At 41.7% G+C, this 15938-nt stretch carries 13 protein-coding genes and 1 pseudogene; all 14 read left to right on the top strand.

Annotation, left to right across the window (positions count from 1 at the left end; all coding sequences use genetic code 11):
- The first annotated feature begins 64 nt into the window (after positions 1-64).
- The 14 genes and pseudogenes from murQ (at position 65) to ACDX78_RS16355 (ending at position 15915) form a co-directional block, all read left to right on the top strand.
- On the top strand, positions 65-976 hold the full coding sequence (gene murQ / locus ACDX78_RS16420) for an N-acetylmuramic acid 6-phosphate etherase (RefSeq protein WP_486029240.1): 912 nt from the start codon (positions 65-67) through the stop codon (positions 974-976).
- 185 nt (positions 977-1161) lie between these two features.
- Positions 1162-2559 carry an ABC transporter substrate-binding protein gene (locus tag ACDX78_RS16415; RefSeq protein ID WP_486029239.1) on the top strand — a complete coding sequence of 466 codons (1398 nt, stop codon included), beginning with the start codon at positions 1162-1164 and terminating at the stop codon, positions 2557-2559.
- A 202-nt stretch (positions 2560-2761) separates the two neighbouring features.
- Positions 2762-3655 carry a carbohydrate ABC transporter permease gene (locus tag ACDX78_RS16410; RefSeq protein ID WP_486029238.1) on the top strand — a complete coding sequence of 298 codons (894 nt, stop codon included), beginning with the start codon at positions 2762-2764 and terminating at the stop codon, positions 3653-3655.
- Positions 3656-4428: 773 nt separating this feature from the next.
- Positions 4429-5271 carry a carbohydrate ABC transporter permease gene (locus ACDX78_RS16405; protein WP_486029237.1) on the top strand — a complete coding sequence of 281 codons (843 nt, stop codon included), beginning with the start codon at positions 4429-4431 and terminating at the stop codon, positions 5269-5271.
- Between the two features lie 702 nt (positions 5272-5973).
- Positions 5974-6114 (top strand): hypothetical protein, encoded by a 141-nt coding sequence (locus ACDX78_RS16400; protein ID WP_486029236.1) that lies wholly within the window; start codon positions 5974-5976, stop codon positions 6112-6114.
- A 52-nt stretch (positions 6115-6166) separates the two neighbouring features.
- A complete protein-coding gene (locus ACDX78_RS16395) occupies positions 6167-8188 on the top strand; it encodes a glycoside hydrolase family 3 protein (RefSeq protein WP_486029235.1) in 2022 nt (673 codons plus the stop codon).
- Between the two features lie 26 nt (positions 8189-8214).
- A complete protein-coding gene (locus ACDX78_RS16390) occupies positions 8215-8700 on the top strand; it encodes a hypothetical protein (protein WP_486029234.1) in 486 nt (161 codons plus the stop codon).
- 67 nt (positions 8701-8767) lie between these two features.
- Positions 8768-9337: a signal peptidase I SipW gene (gene sipW, locus ACDX78_RS16385; protein ID WP_486029233.1), complete on the top strand. Its 570-nt coding sequence runs from the start codon at positions 8768-8770 to the stop codon at positions 9335-9337.
- A 30-nt stretch (positions 9338-9367) separates the two neighbouring features.
- A complete protein-coding gene (locus ACDX78_RS16380) occupies positions 9368-9952 on the top strand; it encodes a TasA family protein (protein WP_486029232.1) in 585 nt (194 codons plus the stop codon).
- A 202-nt stretch (positions 9953-10154) separates the two neighbouring features.
- Positions 10155-11390 (top strand): annotated as a pseudogene (locus ACDX78_RS16375) (exo-beta-N-acetylmuramidase NamZ family protein); the annotation flags it as partial.
- Positions 11367-11654, top strand: a complete 288-nt coding sequence (locus tag ACDX78_RS16370; RefSeq protein WP_486029273.1) for an FIMAH domain-containing protein — start codon at positions 11367-11369, stop codon at positions 11652-11654. The pseudogene ACDX78_RS16375 and the gene ACDX78_RS16370, both read left to right, overlap by 24 nt.
- 330 nt (positions 11655-11984) lie before the next feature.
- The gene (gene putP / locus ACDX78_RS16365) at positions 11985-13484 is read left to right on the top strand and encodes a sodium/proline symporter PutP (protein ID WP_486029231.1); all 1500 of its coding nucleotides are present in this window, start codon (positions 11985-11987) and stop codon (positions 13482-13484) included.
- 11 nt (positions 13485-13495) lie between these two features.
- Complete coding sequence (locus ACDX78_RS16360; RefSeq protein WP_486029230.1) at positions 13496-14446, top strand: agmatinase family protein; 951 nt, start codon at positions 13496-13498, stop codon at positions 14444-14446.
- Positions 14447-14631: 185 nt separating this feature from the next.
- Entirely contained in the window at positions 14632-15915 is a 1284-nt protein-coding gene (locus ACDX78_RS16355; protein WP_486029229.1) for an L-lactate MFS transporter, read from the top strand.
- Positions 15916-15938: the final 23 nt, after the last annotated feature.

The following is a 15938-nucleotide window of genomic DNA, read 5'->3' as shown; positions in this document are numbered from 1 at the left end:
TAGTGAAAGCGGTTTCTGGTGAGAGGATAGTAGGAATTTTGGTGATGAGGAGATCAGCGTACATATGAATTTATCTAAATTAACAACCGAACAGAGAAATCGAAATAGTATGAACATGGATCAAATGTCTACAATGGAAATGTTAACCATGATTAATGAAGAGGATAAAAAAGTGGCACAGGCAGTGGAAAAGGTACTTCCCCAAGTAGAAGTCGCCATTGAAGTAATCCAGAGGGTACTGAAAAACGGCGGAAGATTATTTTATGTTGGTGCAGGCACGAGTGGAAGAGTTGGCGTTATCGATGCATCCGAATGTCCACCGACATTTATGACACCTCCTGATCTGGTGCAGACTGTGATGGCAGGTGGCAATGGCGCTTTTTTTGAAGCAGTGGAAGGCTCTGAGGATAGTGAGGCTCAGGGTGAAGTAGATATACAAGAAAAAGGAATTTCAGAGAAGGATGTCGTTATTGGAATAACTGCAAGCGGCAGAACACCGTATCCAATAGGTGCTTTAAAGTATGCCCGTCAACTTGGAGCGTACACCGTTTCTTTGACTTGCAATAAAGAATCTGAAATCAGCAGTTTTGCAGATTGCCAAATTGAGGTGATTGTTGGGCCGGAAATTTTAACCGGGTCAACAAGAATGAAAGCTGCTACATCGCATAAAATGATATTAAACATGATTAGTACAGCCGTTATGGTGAAACTTGGAAAAGTCTATGAAAATTTAATGGTAGATGTCCATGCCAGTAATTTTAAACTGAAGGAACGGGCGAAAAGAAATATTATAGAAATCACGAAAGTGTCCTATGAAAAAGCGGAAGAAGTGCTGAATCAGACAAATCATGAAGTGAAACCTGCTATTGTCATGATTGAAACAGGTGTCACCATGGAGGAAGCGGAAGAAGCTATTGAAAAAAATAATGGCTATGTGAGAAAAGCAATCGATGACTTAACAAAGAAACTCCATTAATAGTTTCATAGTCGAGCCGGCTTTATACCAGGCTCTAGAAGAGGCAGATGGGATTCACTGCTTTTGCAGCTATTAATGTGTTTCATATATTTTTTGCAGGCAGGAGAGCATAGATCTTTACTGCTTGCATTTGCAACCAAGGCTTTTAAGCCAAGTTTGCTAAAAATTTAAAGGGGGCAAATAAAGTGAAGAAAATGTTGAATGGCAAACTTTTGTTATTGTTCATTGCCATGTTCATGCTGGCATTTGTCGTTGCTTGTGGAGACAACGGCGACACGGATGACGAGGGAGCAGATACAGGGGATACAGATGATACTGAAGAAACTGATGACACAGGTGACACAGCTGATGATGACGGGGAAGCTGCCGGGGACGCGGATATTTCCGGTGACTTGGAAATTCAGTACTTTGTAGGCGGTTACGGGGATTCCTGGTGGAAGGAAGTTATTGCAGATTTTCAGGAAGTGTATCCTGACGTAAACATTATTGAACATGCAGGTCCGAATATTAATGATGAAATGCGCTCACGCTGGGTTGCCAATGATCCGCCTGATGTCGTTTATATCGATGGTGCCGGATCCAGTGAAACGCAAATGGTGGAAGACGGTCAGTTAATGAATCTTGACGAATTTGTTCAGGAGATTGAGCTGGAAAACGGAGATACGCTTTTGGACAGCTTTATTGTGGAGCCAGCCACCTATGACGGGGAAATTTATTCTTTACCATTAGTTTTTGATACATGGGGAACTTGGTATGATCGTGCTTTATTTGAAGCAGAAGGCTATGAAGTGCCAACAGATTTTGAAAGCTTTATGAGCTCTATGGAAGAAATTAAAGAAGCGGAAGGCATAGATCCATTTGTAACTTCCGGACAGCATCCTTATTATTTCCTTCGCGGTATGCTGAACCCGGCATTTGGTGCAGCAGGAGGAGATGAGTTGCTGGCTGATGTTACCACCGGTGCAGAAGGTGCATGGACAAGTGAGCCTGTTGTAGAGCTTATGGAAAAAGTAGAACGTATGGCACAGGAAGGAATGTTTGATTCCGGCCTTGGTGCGCTGAATCATACACAATCGCAAATGAATTTCCTGCTGCATGATAATGCGTTTATCCCGGTAGGGTTCTGGCTGCCAAATGAAATGGAAGGAGATATTCCGGAAGAGTTTGAGTTTGGATTTATCCCTTCTCCAATGCAGGATCCTGGTGAACCATTTGCCATTGTTCCCGATTTACGTCCATTAGCGATTGCGGAAAATGCAGCAAATCCGGATGCTGCAAAAGCATTTGTAGAGTTTGCTTTCACAAGGGATTATGCGCTCTCATTCTCTGAGCATACAGGCGCGATTATGAACCTGACAGATGTTGATTTATCACAAAGTGACGACGTTCCGGTTTATTTAACAGAAGCGAATGAAATGATTAATGACCCGGAGCAGGTGCAGATTTACCATATGCCGCATCCGATGAGTTCGGATCTGGAAAATCCAATTGGCGATGCATTGATGTCCTTAATGCTGGGCAATAGTTCAGCGGAGGAATTTGTGGAAGCAGCAGAAGAAGCAGCTGAAAATTACCGTAATTAAAAAAGATGATTTAAGCGTGTGTGGAACATAGACTAAATTGGAAGTTTGTTCTATGTTCCATACATATTTTCTCTTTATTATGATATGAAGTTAAGGAATTGAAATCGGCTATTTTGCCAATTTTTCTTCTAATCCGGCTTCTTACCTCTGACCTCTGAAAATACGGGGCGGGAGCCGAGTTTTTCTTGAAAGAGTGATTGGAATGGTACAATCTAGGAAACAAAAATACATATTTTTAGCATTTTGTTTAGTGCCGACGTTTATTATGTTTTCCATATTTACTTTGTACCCTTTGTTCAGTGGCTTGTACTTTTCATTTTTTGACTGGTCTGGCGCTTCACAAAACAGGGAATTTGTCGGTTTTGATAATTATGTTCGGCTTTTTAATGATGCAATCATTCCCCGTACTATTATTCATGATTATTTCCTGGTTGTAACGAAAATTATCGGTATTATGATTATGGCATTATTTTTTGCCGTAGCTTTAACGCAGCTGAAAATTAAAGAAGCACCTTTTTACCGGATTATCTTCTTCTTTCCTAATATCATGTCTGTAGTAGTGATTGGTATATTGTGGACATTCATCTATAACCCATCCATGGGGCTTGTGAATTCCGGGTTGGAGTTCCTTGGGCTGGAGGCCCTGGCACGTCCATGGCTGGGAAGTGAAACATGGGCACTGCCGAGTCTTGTACTGCCGTCAATCTGGGCAGGGATTGGTTTATTCCTCCTGCTACTTATGGGAGGGATCTCCAATATTTCCAAGAGCTATTACGAGGCAGCTGAAATTGACGGCGCTACAGAATGGCAGCAATTTTGGAAGGTTACACTGCCGCTTATTTGGCCGCAAATTAAAATTTCAGTTCTTTATATTATCATTACGACATTAAATGGTTCCTTTATTCTTGTACAGGTCATGACCGGCGGCGGGCCGAATAATGCGACACATGTAATGGGGTCCTATTTATACCAGCAGGCATTTGAGCAATATAATTTCGGTTACGGAGCCACGATTGGTGTCATGATTTTAGTGCTGTCACTCATCACAGTTCTGTTCTTCCAGTTCCTCATGCGCAGGGAGAAAGTGGAATACTAGCTGAGCTTTTAATGAAAGCCTGTTTTCCAAAAGATTGCTGCTTTTTATCTTCTCAGTCGAAGGAAACTGCGGCGTAACTTTAAATGTTGTTTGAGTACCGATTAACGCTCCGGAAATACACTACGCTTTCCGCGGGTGGCTGGTGAGCCTCCTTGCCCCGACAAGGGGTATGCCGACGTTGCCCGCAAAGGGCGGTTTTAGTCGGCCTTCATTTGTCGTACTGCGGGGTCTCACCGAGGCCATTCCTCCCGTAGGAGTCTCCGTGTATTTCCTCCGCTGGAATTGGTTTACTACCTATTACTAGTGCAATTGACCGAAGCAATTGTGCTCTCACTAGTCCGGGTGAGCGTAGGGCGGTGACTCCTCGAAAATATAATGCAATTTTCTTCGTGCGATGTAATGCTGACGCAGCCTTCCTTGTCCTGCGGGAACAGCACGAGTCCGAAGATCCCGCAGAGCGGTCGAGTGGATGGAAGGCTAAAGTCGCGACGTCCTGTCGCAACGCCTTCATGACTAACATCCTGTTAGCCCGAGGCTGAGGCCGTGCCCGCGGAAAGCATCCGCCCGAAGCGATCCCGGACGGTAGGTGTTGCTTAGACTTAGGAAATAAAGAATAGTTACGTCACAGTTTATAGATTTTGTAGTGTAAACAATAAAATTTTTTCGGTGGGACGAGTATTTAAGCGTAGTGCCAATCTATTTAAAATGATCCTTAACGAAATTTAAAAAAGCACATACAGAGATAAATAGAACGTAAGAGGGAGGAAGGAATTGTGAGACGAACTGTCGGTCAGATGCTTGGCAGAACTGGAATTAGAATACCGTTAATTTTATGGACGATTGCCGTACTATATCCAATTATATGGATGTTTATCGGTTCATTTAAATCGAATGCCGAGATATACAGGAACCCATGGGGTTTTCCGGAATCATTTAGCTGGCAAAACTTTGCTGATGCTTGGACGAATTATAATTTAGATACGAGTGTGTTTAACAGTTTAATCGTGACAGCGATAGGCGCAATTTTAACGCTGGTCATGGCGATTCCTACTGCCTATGCCATTGAAAGGATGAATTTTCGCGGCAGCAGATATTTATTCACTTTGTATGTATCTGCCATGATGATTCCTATGGTGCTCGGGTGGATTCCATTATTTTTCCTGTTGATGGAATTGAATCTGTTGGATAATATTTTTGGTTTGGCGATTGTTTATGCAGTCAGTCAGCTGCCATTTACGATATTTGTTTTAACAAGTTTTATGAGTACCATACCCAAATCCTTGGAAGAATCAGCAGCGATGGATGGCATGTCTCCGTATCGGGTGTTATGGAAAATTATTACACCGCTAAGCATGTCTGGGATTATTACTGTAACGATCATGAATACAATTCAATTTTGGAATGAGTATTTCATGGCACTGATTTTCCTGCAATCATCGGAAAACTACACGCTGGCTTTGGCTATTGACTTTATTGCCAGTGAAGCACAATACACGAACGCATGGGGCACCCTATTTGCCAGCCTTGTCATCGCCATCATACCTGTCATCATCCTTTATGCTATCTTTCAGCGAAGGATTGCCAAAGGGATGACAGAAGGAGCGATCAAAGGGTGAAACAGCGGGACGGTTTTTTGTTTCATTTTGCATTTTAGATTGAAGAATTATTTAAGATTCCTGTGGAGAAATATTTTCTTCGCAGGATTTTGTCGTTTACGGGAATTTATAGGTATTTATAATCAGTTGAAATGATGAAAAGGAATTAGAACTGTCACATCCTGTTTATCTGTTATACCTGTTTTACGGGGTGGGTAAATGATAAAGTTTGGTTTTTATTGTTTGTTCCATACTTTTAGACCTGGTTTAATGTTGGTTTAGTAATAGATGACCAGTGAAGAAGAGATAAACTTTCAGGAAGTATATTTGGCAACACGATTAGTAAAATTGGGGAATCGGGCCATAAGATAAATTTTACATTATGGTGCATTTGCATGTGCACACCCATTCACATTCTCCACTTCAACAAAAGAACGCCCACCGGGATGTGGCCCTTTTGGCTTAGGTATATTTTCCTTCATTTTTGTTTTCGCTATTTCTTTCATCCTAATTTGCTATTTTTTGATATAGTTCTTTGTCATTATTTTTAGAAAAATTTAAAAATATGTCTAGAAATTTTATAAAGTATCTGTTAATGTCATATTTAATAGATTACATAAAAGACAATAGACATCATTGGCATTAAAAATAAGATAGAGAGGCAGGTGATTATACGAGGTCCACTTTAATACACATTAAACACTGGGAGTATGAACATAATATATGTCAATTAAAGTAATTTTGCAACAAGAGAACCGTCCCGGTGTTGCAAGAAAAGTGTATTTTTATAAGGCTCATCGTACCATCGTACAAGCTGTAAAACAGGTCTATAGAAACACGAAAGTAAGCGCTTTAATTATGTAGGTCGGGAACAACAGCTATGTTATTTATGCCAAATAATTGAGGAGGAATATCATTGAAGCCAAACCGATGGGTGATTGGTTTGTCTATTCTTTGCATCATGATGTTTCCGCTCCAAATCTCAGCAAATCAGGCACCAGTAGATGGTGATTACCAGGAAATTGAAGAAATGATGGAAAACATGACACTGGAAGAGAAAATCGGTCAGTTGTTTATTGTTCATGTCTATGGAACAACACCAACAGACCCTGATTACGAAAACACAAACTTGCAAAATAACCGCGGCGGGAAAAATTTCAAAGAAGTCATAGAAAATTTTCATGTCGGCGGGGTCATTTATTTTAATTGGACGCAAAATATCGGTACACCGCTGGATGCCCAGCAAGTAAATGAACTTTCCAATGGGCTTCAGGAAATCGCAATGGAGGAGTCAACAATCCCACTTTTCATTTCAACAGACCAGGAAGGGGGGATCGTTCAAAGGGCGACTAGTCCTGCAACAGTATTTCCGGGGAATATGGCACTGGGAGCAACAGGCTCTAAGGAACTCGCTTCTGTAAGTGGTAGTATTCTTGGAATAGAAATGGACAGCCTTGGCATTAATATGAACTTTGCTCCGACCGTTGATGTAAATGTGAATCCGGATAACCCGGTAATTGGCGTTCGTTCTTTTGGAGAAGATCCTGACATGGTTTCCCGCCTTGGTGTTGCACAGATTACTGCCATGCAAAATGAAAATGTAATCGCTTCAGCTAAACATTTTCCGGGACATGGAGATACGGATGTAGATTCTCATTACGGATTGCCTGTTATAGAAAAAGATTTAGATGAGCTGTATGAAGTTGATCTAAAGCCATTTGAAGCGGCTATTGATGCAGGAGTTGACTCCATTATGACCGCACATATTGTGGTACCTGCGCTGGATGACTCCGGGCTGCCGGCAACACTTTCCAAGCCTATCCTTACTGACCTGCTCCGGGATGAAATGGGTTTTGAAGGCCTGATCATTACAGACAGCCTGGATATGCAAGGTGCTGATGTTCTCCCGCCGGAAGAAGTTCCGGTAGAAGCATTTAAAGCAGGAGCAGATATTTTACTGAATCCGGCTGATGTGGAACTAGCTTACAACAGCATGCTCGACGCAGTGAAATCTGGAGAAATCAGCATGGATAGAGTGGACGAATCTGTTTACCGTATTTTTCAGGCAAAAATGGATAAAGGCTACTTTGACAATCCATATACAGACCCTGGGGCAATAGATAATATTGGCACTGATGAGCATCTCAATGCGGCACAAGAGATCGCTGATAAAAGTATTACCCTGGTGAAAAATGATAACGAGGTGCTGCCACTGGATGAAAATGATAGTGTGTTCATCACCGGGCCATCGCTTGCTAATCCGGCCGGGATTGCAAATCAACTGGAAAGTCGAGGCATAGAAGCTGCCAGTCATGCAACAGCTACCAGTCCGACCGCGGATGACATTTCAGAAGCAGTAGAACAAGCAGCAGCTGCAGATAAAGTTATTGTTACTACTTATACAGCAAATACGAATGCTGCTCAGCAGGAATTGGTACAAGCCATGATGGGAACAGAAAAACCGGTGATCGTGTCAGCAATGCGAAACCCGTACGATTTTATGGTTTTTCCTGAAGTGGATGCCTATTTGAATGCATACAGCTATCTTGATGTCTCCGTCAGTTCAATGGCAAATGCACTTGCAGGAGAAATTAATCCATTTGGCAAATTGCCTGTAACGATTCCTCAACTTTTTGAAGTAGGCCATGGAATCGATTATGTGAATCAGCCGTTAACTGCGGAAGGACTTCATGCGCTGACAGATGATCTTTCAGATGCAGGAGATATTTTAAATGATACATCTCACCGGACACTCACCATGCATCTGACAGCAGTGCAGCAATATGAAGAAATGGAGCAGCAGGATAAAGTGCTCCGTCATATGGAAAGTTTTCAGTTACTGCTGGACCACTATAAAGATGCAGGATTCATTTCAGACAGAGGTTACAGTTACCTGGAAACACGAACCATCAGATTAATCGAAAATTGGACAGATTAACAGACTGCTCAAGGGAGGAAGATGGAATGAAATATAACAATAAGAAAAAGAGACCGAGACTATACAAGAAAATTTCATTACAGATTCTCTCCATTATGTATCTTTTGTTTTTGATTACACACCAGATTCATTCTCCGACAACAGCGTATTTTACTGATTCGAATACGGCTCAGGGAACGATGGAAGCAGCTGAACACTTTGATGAGGAAGACGCGGTTGAGGAGACGTCGGAATCAGATAAGGATCAGCATGAAAAAGAGGATGAAAATACCAAATCAGAACGGCGTGATGATCAAAATGAACCACAAAAAAATAAGAAAGATGAATCATCAGGTACTGAAATGGAAAATGAAGAAAATGAAAAAGGACAAGCCGAGCAAGAAGCAAATCAAGGAGAAGCTTCAGTAGAAGAAGCTGAGAATGATGAAGATACAAAAACAAATGAGACGGAAAATCAAAGAGAGTCAGAAACAGATGAAGATAGCGAAGCATCCGAGGAAAAAGATGAATAAAGCAGAACCCAAGTAATGTGTCGGTACTTTCAAACACTGTTTTTAAACAAAAAAAGGGTGATCACAAATGAGCAAAGGCAAGAAAATATTAAAAATCATGAGTAATCTGCTATCGTCCATGCTATTGGTTGTATTGCTGGTTACCCTGTTTATGGTTGTCATCACGAAAGCCTCCGGAAATGAAGCAAATCTATTTGGTTATCAGATTAAAACAGTGTTATCCGGCTCCATGGAACCAAGCTTTGAAACTGGTTCTATTATTGCGATCGAGACAGGCGGTGATATGACTCGTTTTCAAGAAGGGGATGTCATTACATTTCAAACCGAGGAAGAAATACTGGTCACACACAGGGTAATGGAAGTGAACAACGCGGGGCAAGAGTACATTACTAAAGGGGATGCAAACGATGGAGCAGATATAAATCCGGCCTTATCTGAAAATATCGTCGGTAAATATACCGGATTTAACATTCCATATGCTGGATATGTGATGAATTTTGCTAACACAAGAGAAGGAGCCGCACTCCTGCTTATTGTACCGGGGATTTTCTTTATCGGATACGCTACAATCACTATTGGACGTACGATGAAACGTGTAAAACAGCTAGTAGACAAGAAGGAAATACATTCTGATTAATATTTTAAATAATGAGGGGAGAAATTTTAAATGAATATTAAAAAACAATTAGGTATGGGGATTATGTCAGCAGCTTTAGGGATTTCATTAATTGGCGGAGGAACATTTGCCTATTTCAGTGACTCGGAGACAACGGAAAATACATTTGCTGCAGGAACTTTGGATCTGTCAGCAGAGCCGACAACCATTATTGATGTAGACAATATGAAACCGGGTGATTCCATGACCCGTACGTTTGAACTGCATAACGATGGATCACTTGATATTGAGCGTGTGTATCTGGATACCGAATATACTGTGGATGATGCAGAAAACAATAACACGCAGGATTTCGGCGAGCATATCCAAGTAGAGTTTTTATATAATGTCGATCATTTGGACGAAGTTATATTTGAAACTACACTTGCTGAATTACGGGAGATGACACCGGAAGCAGTTGGTGAGCATGCGTTAGATCCAATTCTTGGGGATGGGTTGCCAAACGGGGAATATCATGACTTAGTCGTTAAGTTCAACTTCGTAGACAATGGTGAAGACCAAAACGAATTCCAGGGAGATTCACTTAACCTGGAGTGGACATTTACAGCTACACAAACAGATGGTGAAGAGCTATAAATTAAGAGAAAACAGTTGGGTAAGGGGAATATCGAGGATGCAGGTATTCCCCTTTCTCTGCTTTTAGAAGGGACAGAGGGACAGATTAACTGTCCCACTACAAAATGGAATTTAGAGACAGGGATTACTGGTCTACACTAAAATGGGACGAGGTACCTGTCCCTCTGTCTCTCTCTATTCTATTAATTTGGAGGTATCATGTATGAAAAAAATAAGTATTGCTGTTTTTTCACTTCTTTTGGTCTTGGGTACGCTGACGATGGTAACAATGGCTGGCCAGGAAGGATCAGTAGATGAACCTGCAGATGACCTAAAGCTTGGTGTGGAAATACTGCTGGATGAGCAGATGGATTTATTGGACGGGAAACGAGTAGGATTAATCACAAATCCAACGGGTGTTGACCAAGAGCTGAATCATATCGTTGACGTACTTCATAATGACCCGGAAGTGGAGTTAACAGCATTATATGGACCGGAACATGGCGTGCGCGGGGATGCCCAGGCAGGTGATTATGTAGAGTATTACATCGATGAAATTACAGGATTGCCTGTATATAGCTTATATGGTGAAACAAGAAAGCCAACACCGGAAATGCTGGAGGATGTCGATATTCTATTATTTGATATTCAGGATGTAGGTGCTCGTTTCTATACGTATATTTACACGATGGCCTATGCAATGGAAGCAGCACAGGAAAATGATCTTGAATTTATCGTGCTGGACCGTCCTAACCCGATAAGTGGGTATGATGTGGAAGGTCCGGTACTGGATCCGGAATACGCTTCTTTCGTCGGGAATTATCCGATCCCGCTGCGCCATGCAATGACAGTAGGAGAGCTGGCACTATTTTTTAACGAAGAATTTGAAATCAATGCAGACATGACTGTCGTGGAAATGACCGGCTGGGAAAGAGATATGTATTATGATGATACTGACCTTGAGTTTGTCATGCCGTCACCAAATATGCCTACACTGGATACAGCTTTAGTTTATCCTGGGTCTGCGCTGATTGAAGGTTCAAACCTGTCTGAAGGAAGGGGTACAACAAAACCGTTCGAATTATTGGGTGCTCCATTTATAAACAGTACCGAATTTGCAGGAGCTATGAATGAACTTGAATTGCCAGGTGTTAATTTTAGGGCTGCTTCATTCACACCAATGTTTTCCAAGCATAGCGGTAACTTGAGTCACGGTGTTCAAATTCATGTAACGGATAAAGAAGCATATAATCCGGTCGAAACAGGGCTTCATATTGTAAAAACATTACATGATATGTACACGGATGACGTAGAATTAACCTCATTTTTTGACAACCTGATTGGAAATGGCTGGATCCGTGAAGCCATTCAAAATGGCGATTCCGTGGAATCCATGGTAGAGGAATGGCAAGGGGAACTGCGGGAATTCAAGGATCTGCGCCAGGATTATCTGCTTTATAAAATTACCGTAGATGAGATTCAGGAATTACTTGAAGCATTGGAAGCAAGCGGCGATGTGTCAGAAAATGCGGTGCGGGCATTAAACATGCATCTCACTGCTGTCAGTCAGTTTGAAGGGAATAGAGATGGTGGAAAAGTAGCAAGGCATATGGAAAGTTTCATGTTGCTGCTTGATCAGCAATACGGAAATGATCAAGTCACAGATCATGCTTATGAAATGTTGAAAGCAGATGCTGATGATTTGTATAGACAGTGGAAATAATGAAAGTGGGAAAAACCTCTTTTGCCCGATGGACGGTGCAGAAGGGGTTTTTCCAAATAACTCGTTAGTACATATCCATGCAATGAAACTCATATTTCTATAAGTAAGCCGAACAGATTAAATTGCAAAAGAAAAAATTCTAAATTTTCATTTATGGTATAGAGGAATAGGGGTAATGTAAAAGCAATGTTCTGTCCAAAATATAAATTGGAGGAGGAGTTTAATGGAATATGCCATTGACGGCTGGACACTATTCTGGTTTGCTGTACCACTGCCATTATTGATAGTATGGGCAATAATCACTTTTTTCACAGACAGAGGGAATGATTCATGACCCCCACAATGATTACGTTTATCGTCTACCTTGCCGTAATGCTTACCATCGGGATGATAACCTACCGAATGACACATACATTATCGGATTATGTTCTTGGCGGACGAAAATTAAACAGCTGGGCTACTGCTTTTTCTGCTTCAGCAAGTGATTTCAGCGGCTGGCTGCTTATCGGATTACCTGGTGCAGCCTATGCAGCAGGATTGGGACAATGGAGTTTATGGATTGCTGTGGGACTGGCGATCGGTGCGATGATTAACTGGCAGTACGTTGCCAAACGATTAAGAGTTTATACGGAATACTCCAATAACTCAATTACATTACCACAGTTTTTCGAAAATCGGTTTCGTGATAATTCCCACCTCCTGCGTGTCGTTTCTGCTGCATTTATTTTAGCATTTTTCCTGTTTTATACAGCATCAGGACTTGTAGCCGGTGCAAAGTTGTTTCAGGGAACATTTGAGATGGATTACCATCTTGCATTAATTGTCGGCGCACTCATTATTGTGGTATACACATTCCTTGGCGGTTTTTTGGCAGTAAGCTATACGGACTTAATTCAAGGGATTATTATGTCTGCTGCTTTATTTTTTACTGCTGTATATGGTTTGATAGAAATAGGCGGTTTTGGTCCGCTCTTTCAGCAATTAGGTTCGATTGATCAAAGTTTAATTAATGCCTTTCAGGATACTTCCTATGAACTGCCGGGCGGTATTTTATGGGAATCTGCCGGTGCAATTGGAGCAGTTGGAATCATTTCCGCGCTGGCATGGGGACTAGGATATTTTGGCCAGCCGCATATTTTAGCTCGTTTTATGGCAATTAAAAGTCACAGGGATGTGCGGAAAGCCAGGTTGATCAGTGTTTCTCTCGGGTTGGTTATTCCACTTTATGGTGCATTGATTGTTGGTATGCTGGGAATTGTAACATTTGATCAGCCGCTTGCCGATTCCGAGCAGGTTTTCATTCAGCTCGTACAGGTTGTTTATAATCCCTGGATTGCAGGTATACTACTTGCAGCAGTACTCGCTGCCATTATGAGTACGGTTGATTCCCAATTGCTCGTATCTTCAAGTGCATTGTCGGAGGATTTTTACCGACGATATTTCCGGAAGAAGGCGAGTGATCAGGAATTGGTCTGGGTCGGACGTTTTTCCGTTTTGGCTATTGCGCTACTGGCAGTAGTGATTGCCTGGAATGAAACGAGTTCGGTGCTTGATCTGGTTAGTTATGCCTGGGCAGGATTTGGTGCTACATTTGGACCAGCAATATTATTTTCATTATTTTGGCGTAAAACGTCGCGAAATGGAGCCATTGCAGGTATACTTGTTGGCGGGATAACGGTATTTCTTTGGCCACTGACAGGTTCAGAATTATATGAAATGGTTCCAGGATTTTTATTATCAAGTCTGGCTATTGTTATCTTTAGCCTTATAGGCAAAGCTCCTTCAAAGGAAATTTTGAGTGAGTATGATAAAGTTACAGGAGTAAAATAAGGAGGGTGAAAATGAGTCAGGACAGGATATATGGCAACACACCTTGTTTTTTAAATGGTAAGAAAGTGAATATTAATGATGAAATGGCCTCGGCAAAAGATGTATTGGTTTATGGTGTCCCTTGGGAAGGCGCTGTCACCTGGGGAGACTATACCGGCTGTGAGCTTGGTCCGAAAGTGATCCGTTTAAATTCTGCACGTTATTCGGGATATTTGCCTGAACTGGACGATATCGATGTTTTTTCCCATTATTCTATTGGTGATTTAGGAGATGTCGATGTTGTTCCGGCAGACACGAAGGAAACGATGCGCCGGATTGAAGACTTTGCAAGTAATGTATGGAAAACGGATAAATTCCCGGTTGCTTTAGGCGGGGATCATGGGATAACTTACCCGATTGTCAAAGCATTAAGTGAGGAAGTAGATGGCCAGGTGGGAATCATACATTTGGATGCTCACTACGATAATGCGAAAGAATATGATGGAGAGATTTATGCAAGGAATACTCCTTTTCACCGAATTTACGAAAGTGAAAGTGTGAGGAACGAAAGTATTGTACATCTTGGCATTCACGGTCCTCGCAACCGGCCGGAAACAGGGCAATATGCGCTAAAAGCTGGTGCTAACACAGTGACGATTAGAGATATTCGAAAAGCAGGTAGCTTGGATGAACTAGCAAAAAAAGTATATGAAATGGCAAGCAAAGGAACAGAAGCCGTTTACTTAAGTATTTGCAGTGACGTGCTGGATTTTGCCTTCAACCCAGGAGGACCGGTGGATGGAAATGGATTAACTTCCTATGAGTTGCTTGAGCTGGTGCACGCATTTGCAAAAATGGGCGTTCGTGGCATGGATTATGTGGAGGTATACCCGCAGCAGGATACAAATGATAATTCTTCGCATTTTGTATCTTATGCTGTGCTGTATGCACTGGCTGGGAATATATTGCATGAGCGAAATTAACAGGAGTGAAGTCGTCTTCTGATGTGGGAGGCGGCTTTTTTCCAGTCTAGCTAGATACAGGAACATTGCCCAATTGCTGGGACAATGTTCCTGTCCCTCTGTCCCCTTGTTGTGTAGACGCCTACATGATAAAATTCTCAGTAAGATTTTAAATTATTTAAATTTTTATTCAAGGGAGGATTTTTATGGACAAGGTTAAGAATCGGTGGCTGATTGCTGCTGCAGCGGTAGGTCTTCACTTATCCATTGGGTCTGCATATGCGTGGAGTGTATTCACTAATCCAATGGTTAATCAGTATGGCTGGGAACAAACGCAAGTGTCCACGGCATTTAGTATTGCTATTTTTATGTTGGGGTTTTCAGCAGCATTTATGGGAAGATTTATTGAAAAGTGGGGGCCAAGGAAATCGGGGATGATTGCTGCTATCTTCTTTGGCATTGGCGTTGCTGGTTCCGGGTTTGCTACAATGATGGAATCATTACTATTACTATATTTTTTCTATGGAATTATTGGTGGTATTGGGTTAGGAATAGGATATATTACCCCAGTTTCCACACTGGTGAAATGGTTCCCGGATCGTCGCGGACTTGCTACAGGACTTGCAATTATGGGTTTTGGGTTTGCTGCCATGATTAGTGGTCCAGCGGCTGCCTCCCTCATTGAATCTATCGGTATTCCAATTACATTTCTCATTTTAGGAGCTGTTTACTTTATTGTAATGACAGCTTCGGCACAATATTTATCACCACCGCCGAATGGATGGGCACCAAAAGGGTTTAAGGAAAAACAAGAAGCAGCTGCCAGTAAAGGGAAAATAAACAAGGATCTTTCCCAACTTACAGCAAAAGAAGCCATTAAAACACGACGTTTTTGGTTATTATGGTTCATGTTATTTATTAATGTAACTTGTGGCATTGCAATTTTAGCGGTTGCTTCGCCAATGGGACAGGAGATTGCGGGTATGACCGCAATTGCAGCAGCAGCTATGGTAGGTATATTAGGTGTGTTTAATGGTGGTGGAAGACTGGGCTGGGCATCATTATCGGATTATATTGGACGTCCAAATGTCTATACGACCTTTTTCGTGATCCAGATTGTTGCTTTTTTCATATTGCCATATGCGACTAACCCCATCTTATTCCAAATTTTATTGTTCGCGATCTTGACTTGTTATGGTGGCGGATTTGCTTCCGTGCCAGCGTATATTGGCGACTTGTTTGGTACGAAACAGTTAGGTGCAATTCATGGCTACATTTTAACTGCATGGGCCATGGCTGGAGTGGTAGGGCCAATTCTACTATCACTAATATATGATTCAACGAATAGTTATAATATAACAATGGTAATCTTTGGTTTTATGTTCGTTATTGCTTTTGCACTTTCACTTTGGATTCGTCTTGATATTAAGAGGTTACAAAGTAAGCAAAAAGAGACTTTTAAAGTTCAAGGGGTTACAAAAGAAGTATAGGAATTCATTAGGGTCCGACGTTA

This window comes from Virgibacillus oceani, from assembly GCF_041521345.1.
GTDB lineage: Bacteria > Bacillota > Bacilli > Bacillales > Amphibacillaceae > Virgibacillus_N > Virgibacillus_N oceani_A.
The sequence above is the reverse complement of the archived record's forward strand: the minus strand, read 5'-3'. Positions and strand labels throughout refer to the sequence as shown.

What these genes read in the sequence shown, in the direction of transcription:
- sipW (WP_486029233.1), top strand. Translation starts at nt 8,768, where the DNA reads ATGAGCAAAGGCAAGAAAATATTAAAAATCATGAGTAATCTGCTATCG.
- murQ (WP_486029240.1), top strand. Translation starts at nt 65, where the DNA reads ATGAATTTATCTAAATTAACAACCGAACAGAGAAATCGAAATAGTATG.
- ACDX78_RS16380 (WP_486029232.1), top strand. Translation starts at nt 9,368, where the DNA reads ATGAATATTAAAAAACAATTAGGTATGGGGATTATGTCAGCAGCTTTA.
- ACDX78_RS16390 (WP_486029234.1), top strand. Translation starts at nt 8,215, where the DNA reads ATGAAATATAACAATAAGAAAAAGAGACCGAGACTATACAAGAAAATT.
- ACDX78_RS16410 (WP_486029238.1), top strand. Translation starts at nt 2,762, where the DNA reads ATGGTACAATCTAGGAAACAAAAATACATATTTTTAGCATTTTGTTTA.
- ACDX78_RS16400 (WP_486029236.1), top strand. Translation starts at nt 5,974, where the DNA reads ATGTCAATTAAAGTAATTTTGCAACAAGAGAACCGTCCCGGTGTTGCA.
- putP (WP_486029231.1), top strand. Translation starts at nt 11,985, where the DNA reads ATGACCCCCACAATGATTACGTTTATCGTCTACCTTGCCGTAATGCTT.
- ACDX78_RS16355 (WP_486029229.1), top strand. Translation starts at nt 14,632, where the DNA reads ATGGACAAGGTTAAGAATCGGTGGCTGATTGCTGCTGCAGCGGTAGGT.
- ACDX78_RS16360 (WP_486029230.1), top strand. Translation starts at nt 13,496, where the DNA reads ATGAGTCAGGACAGGATATATGGCAACACACCTTGTTTTTTAAATGGT.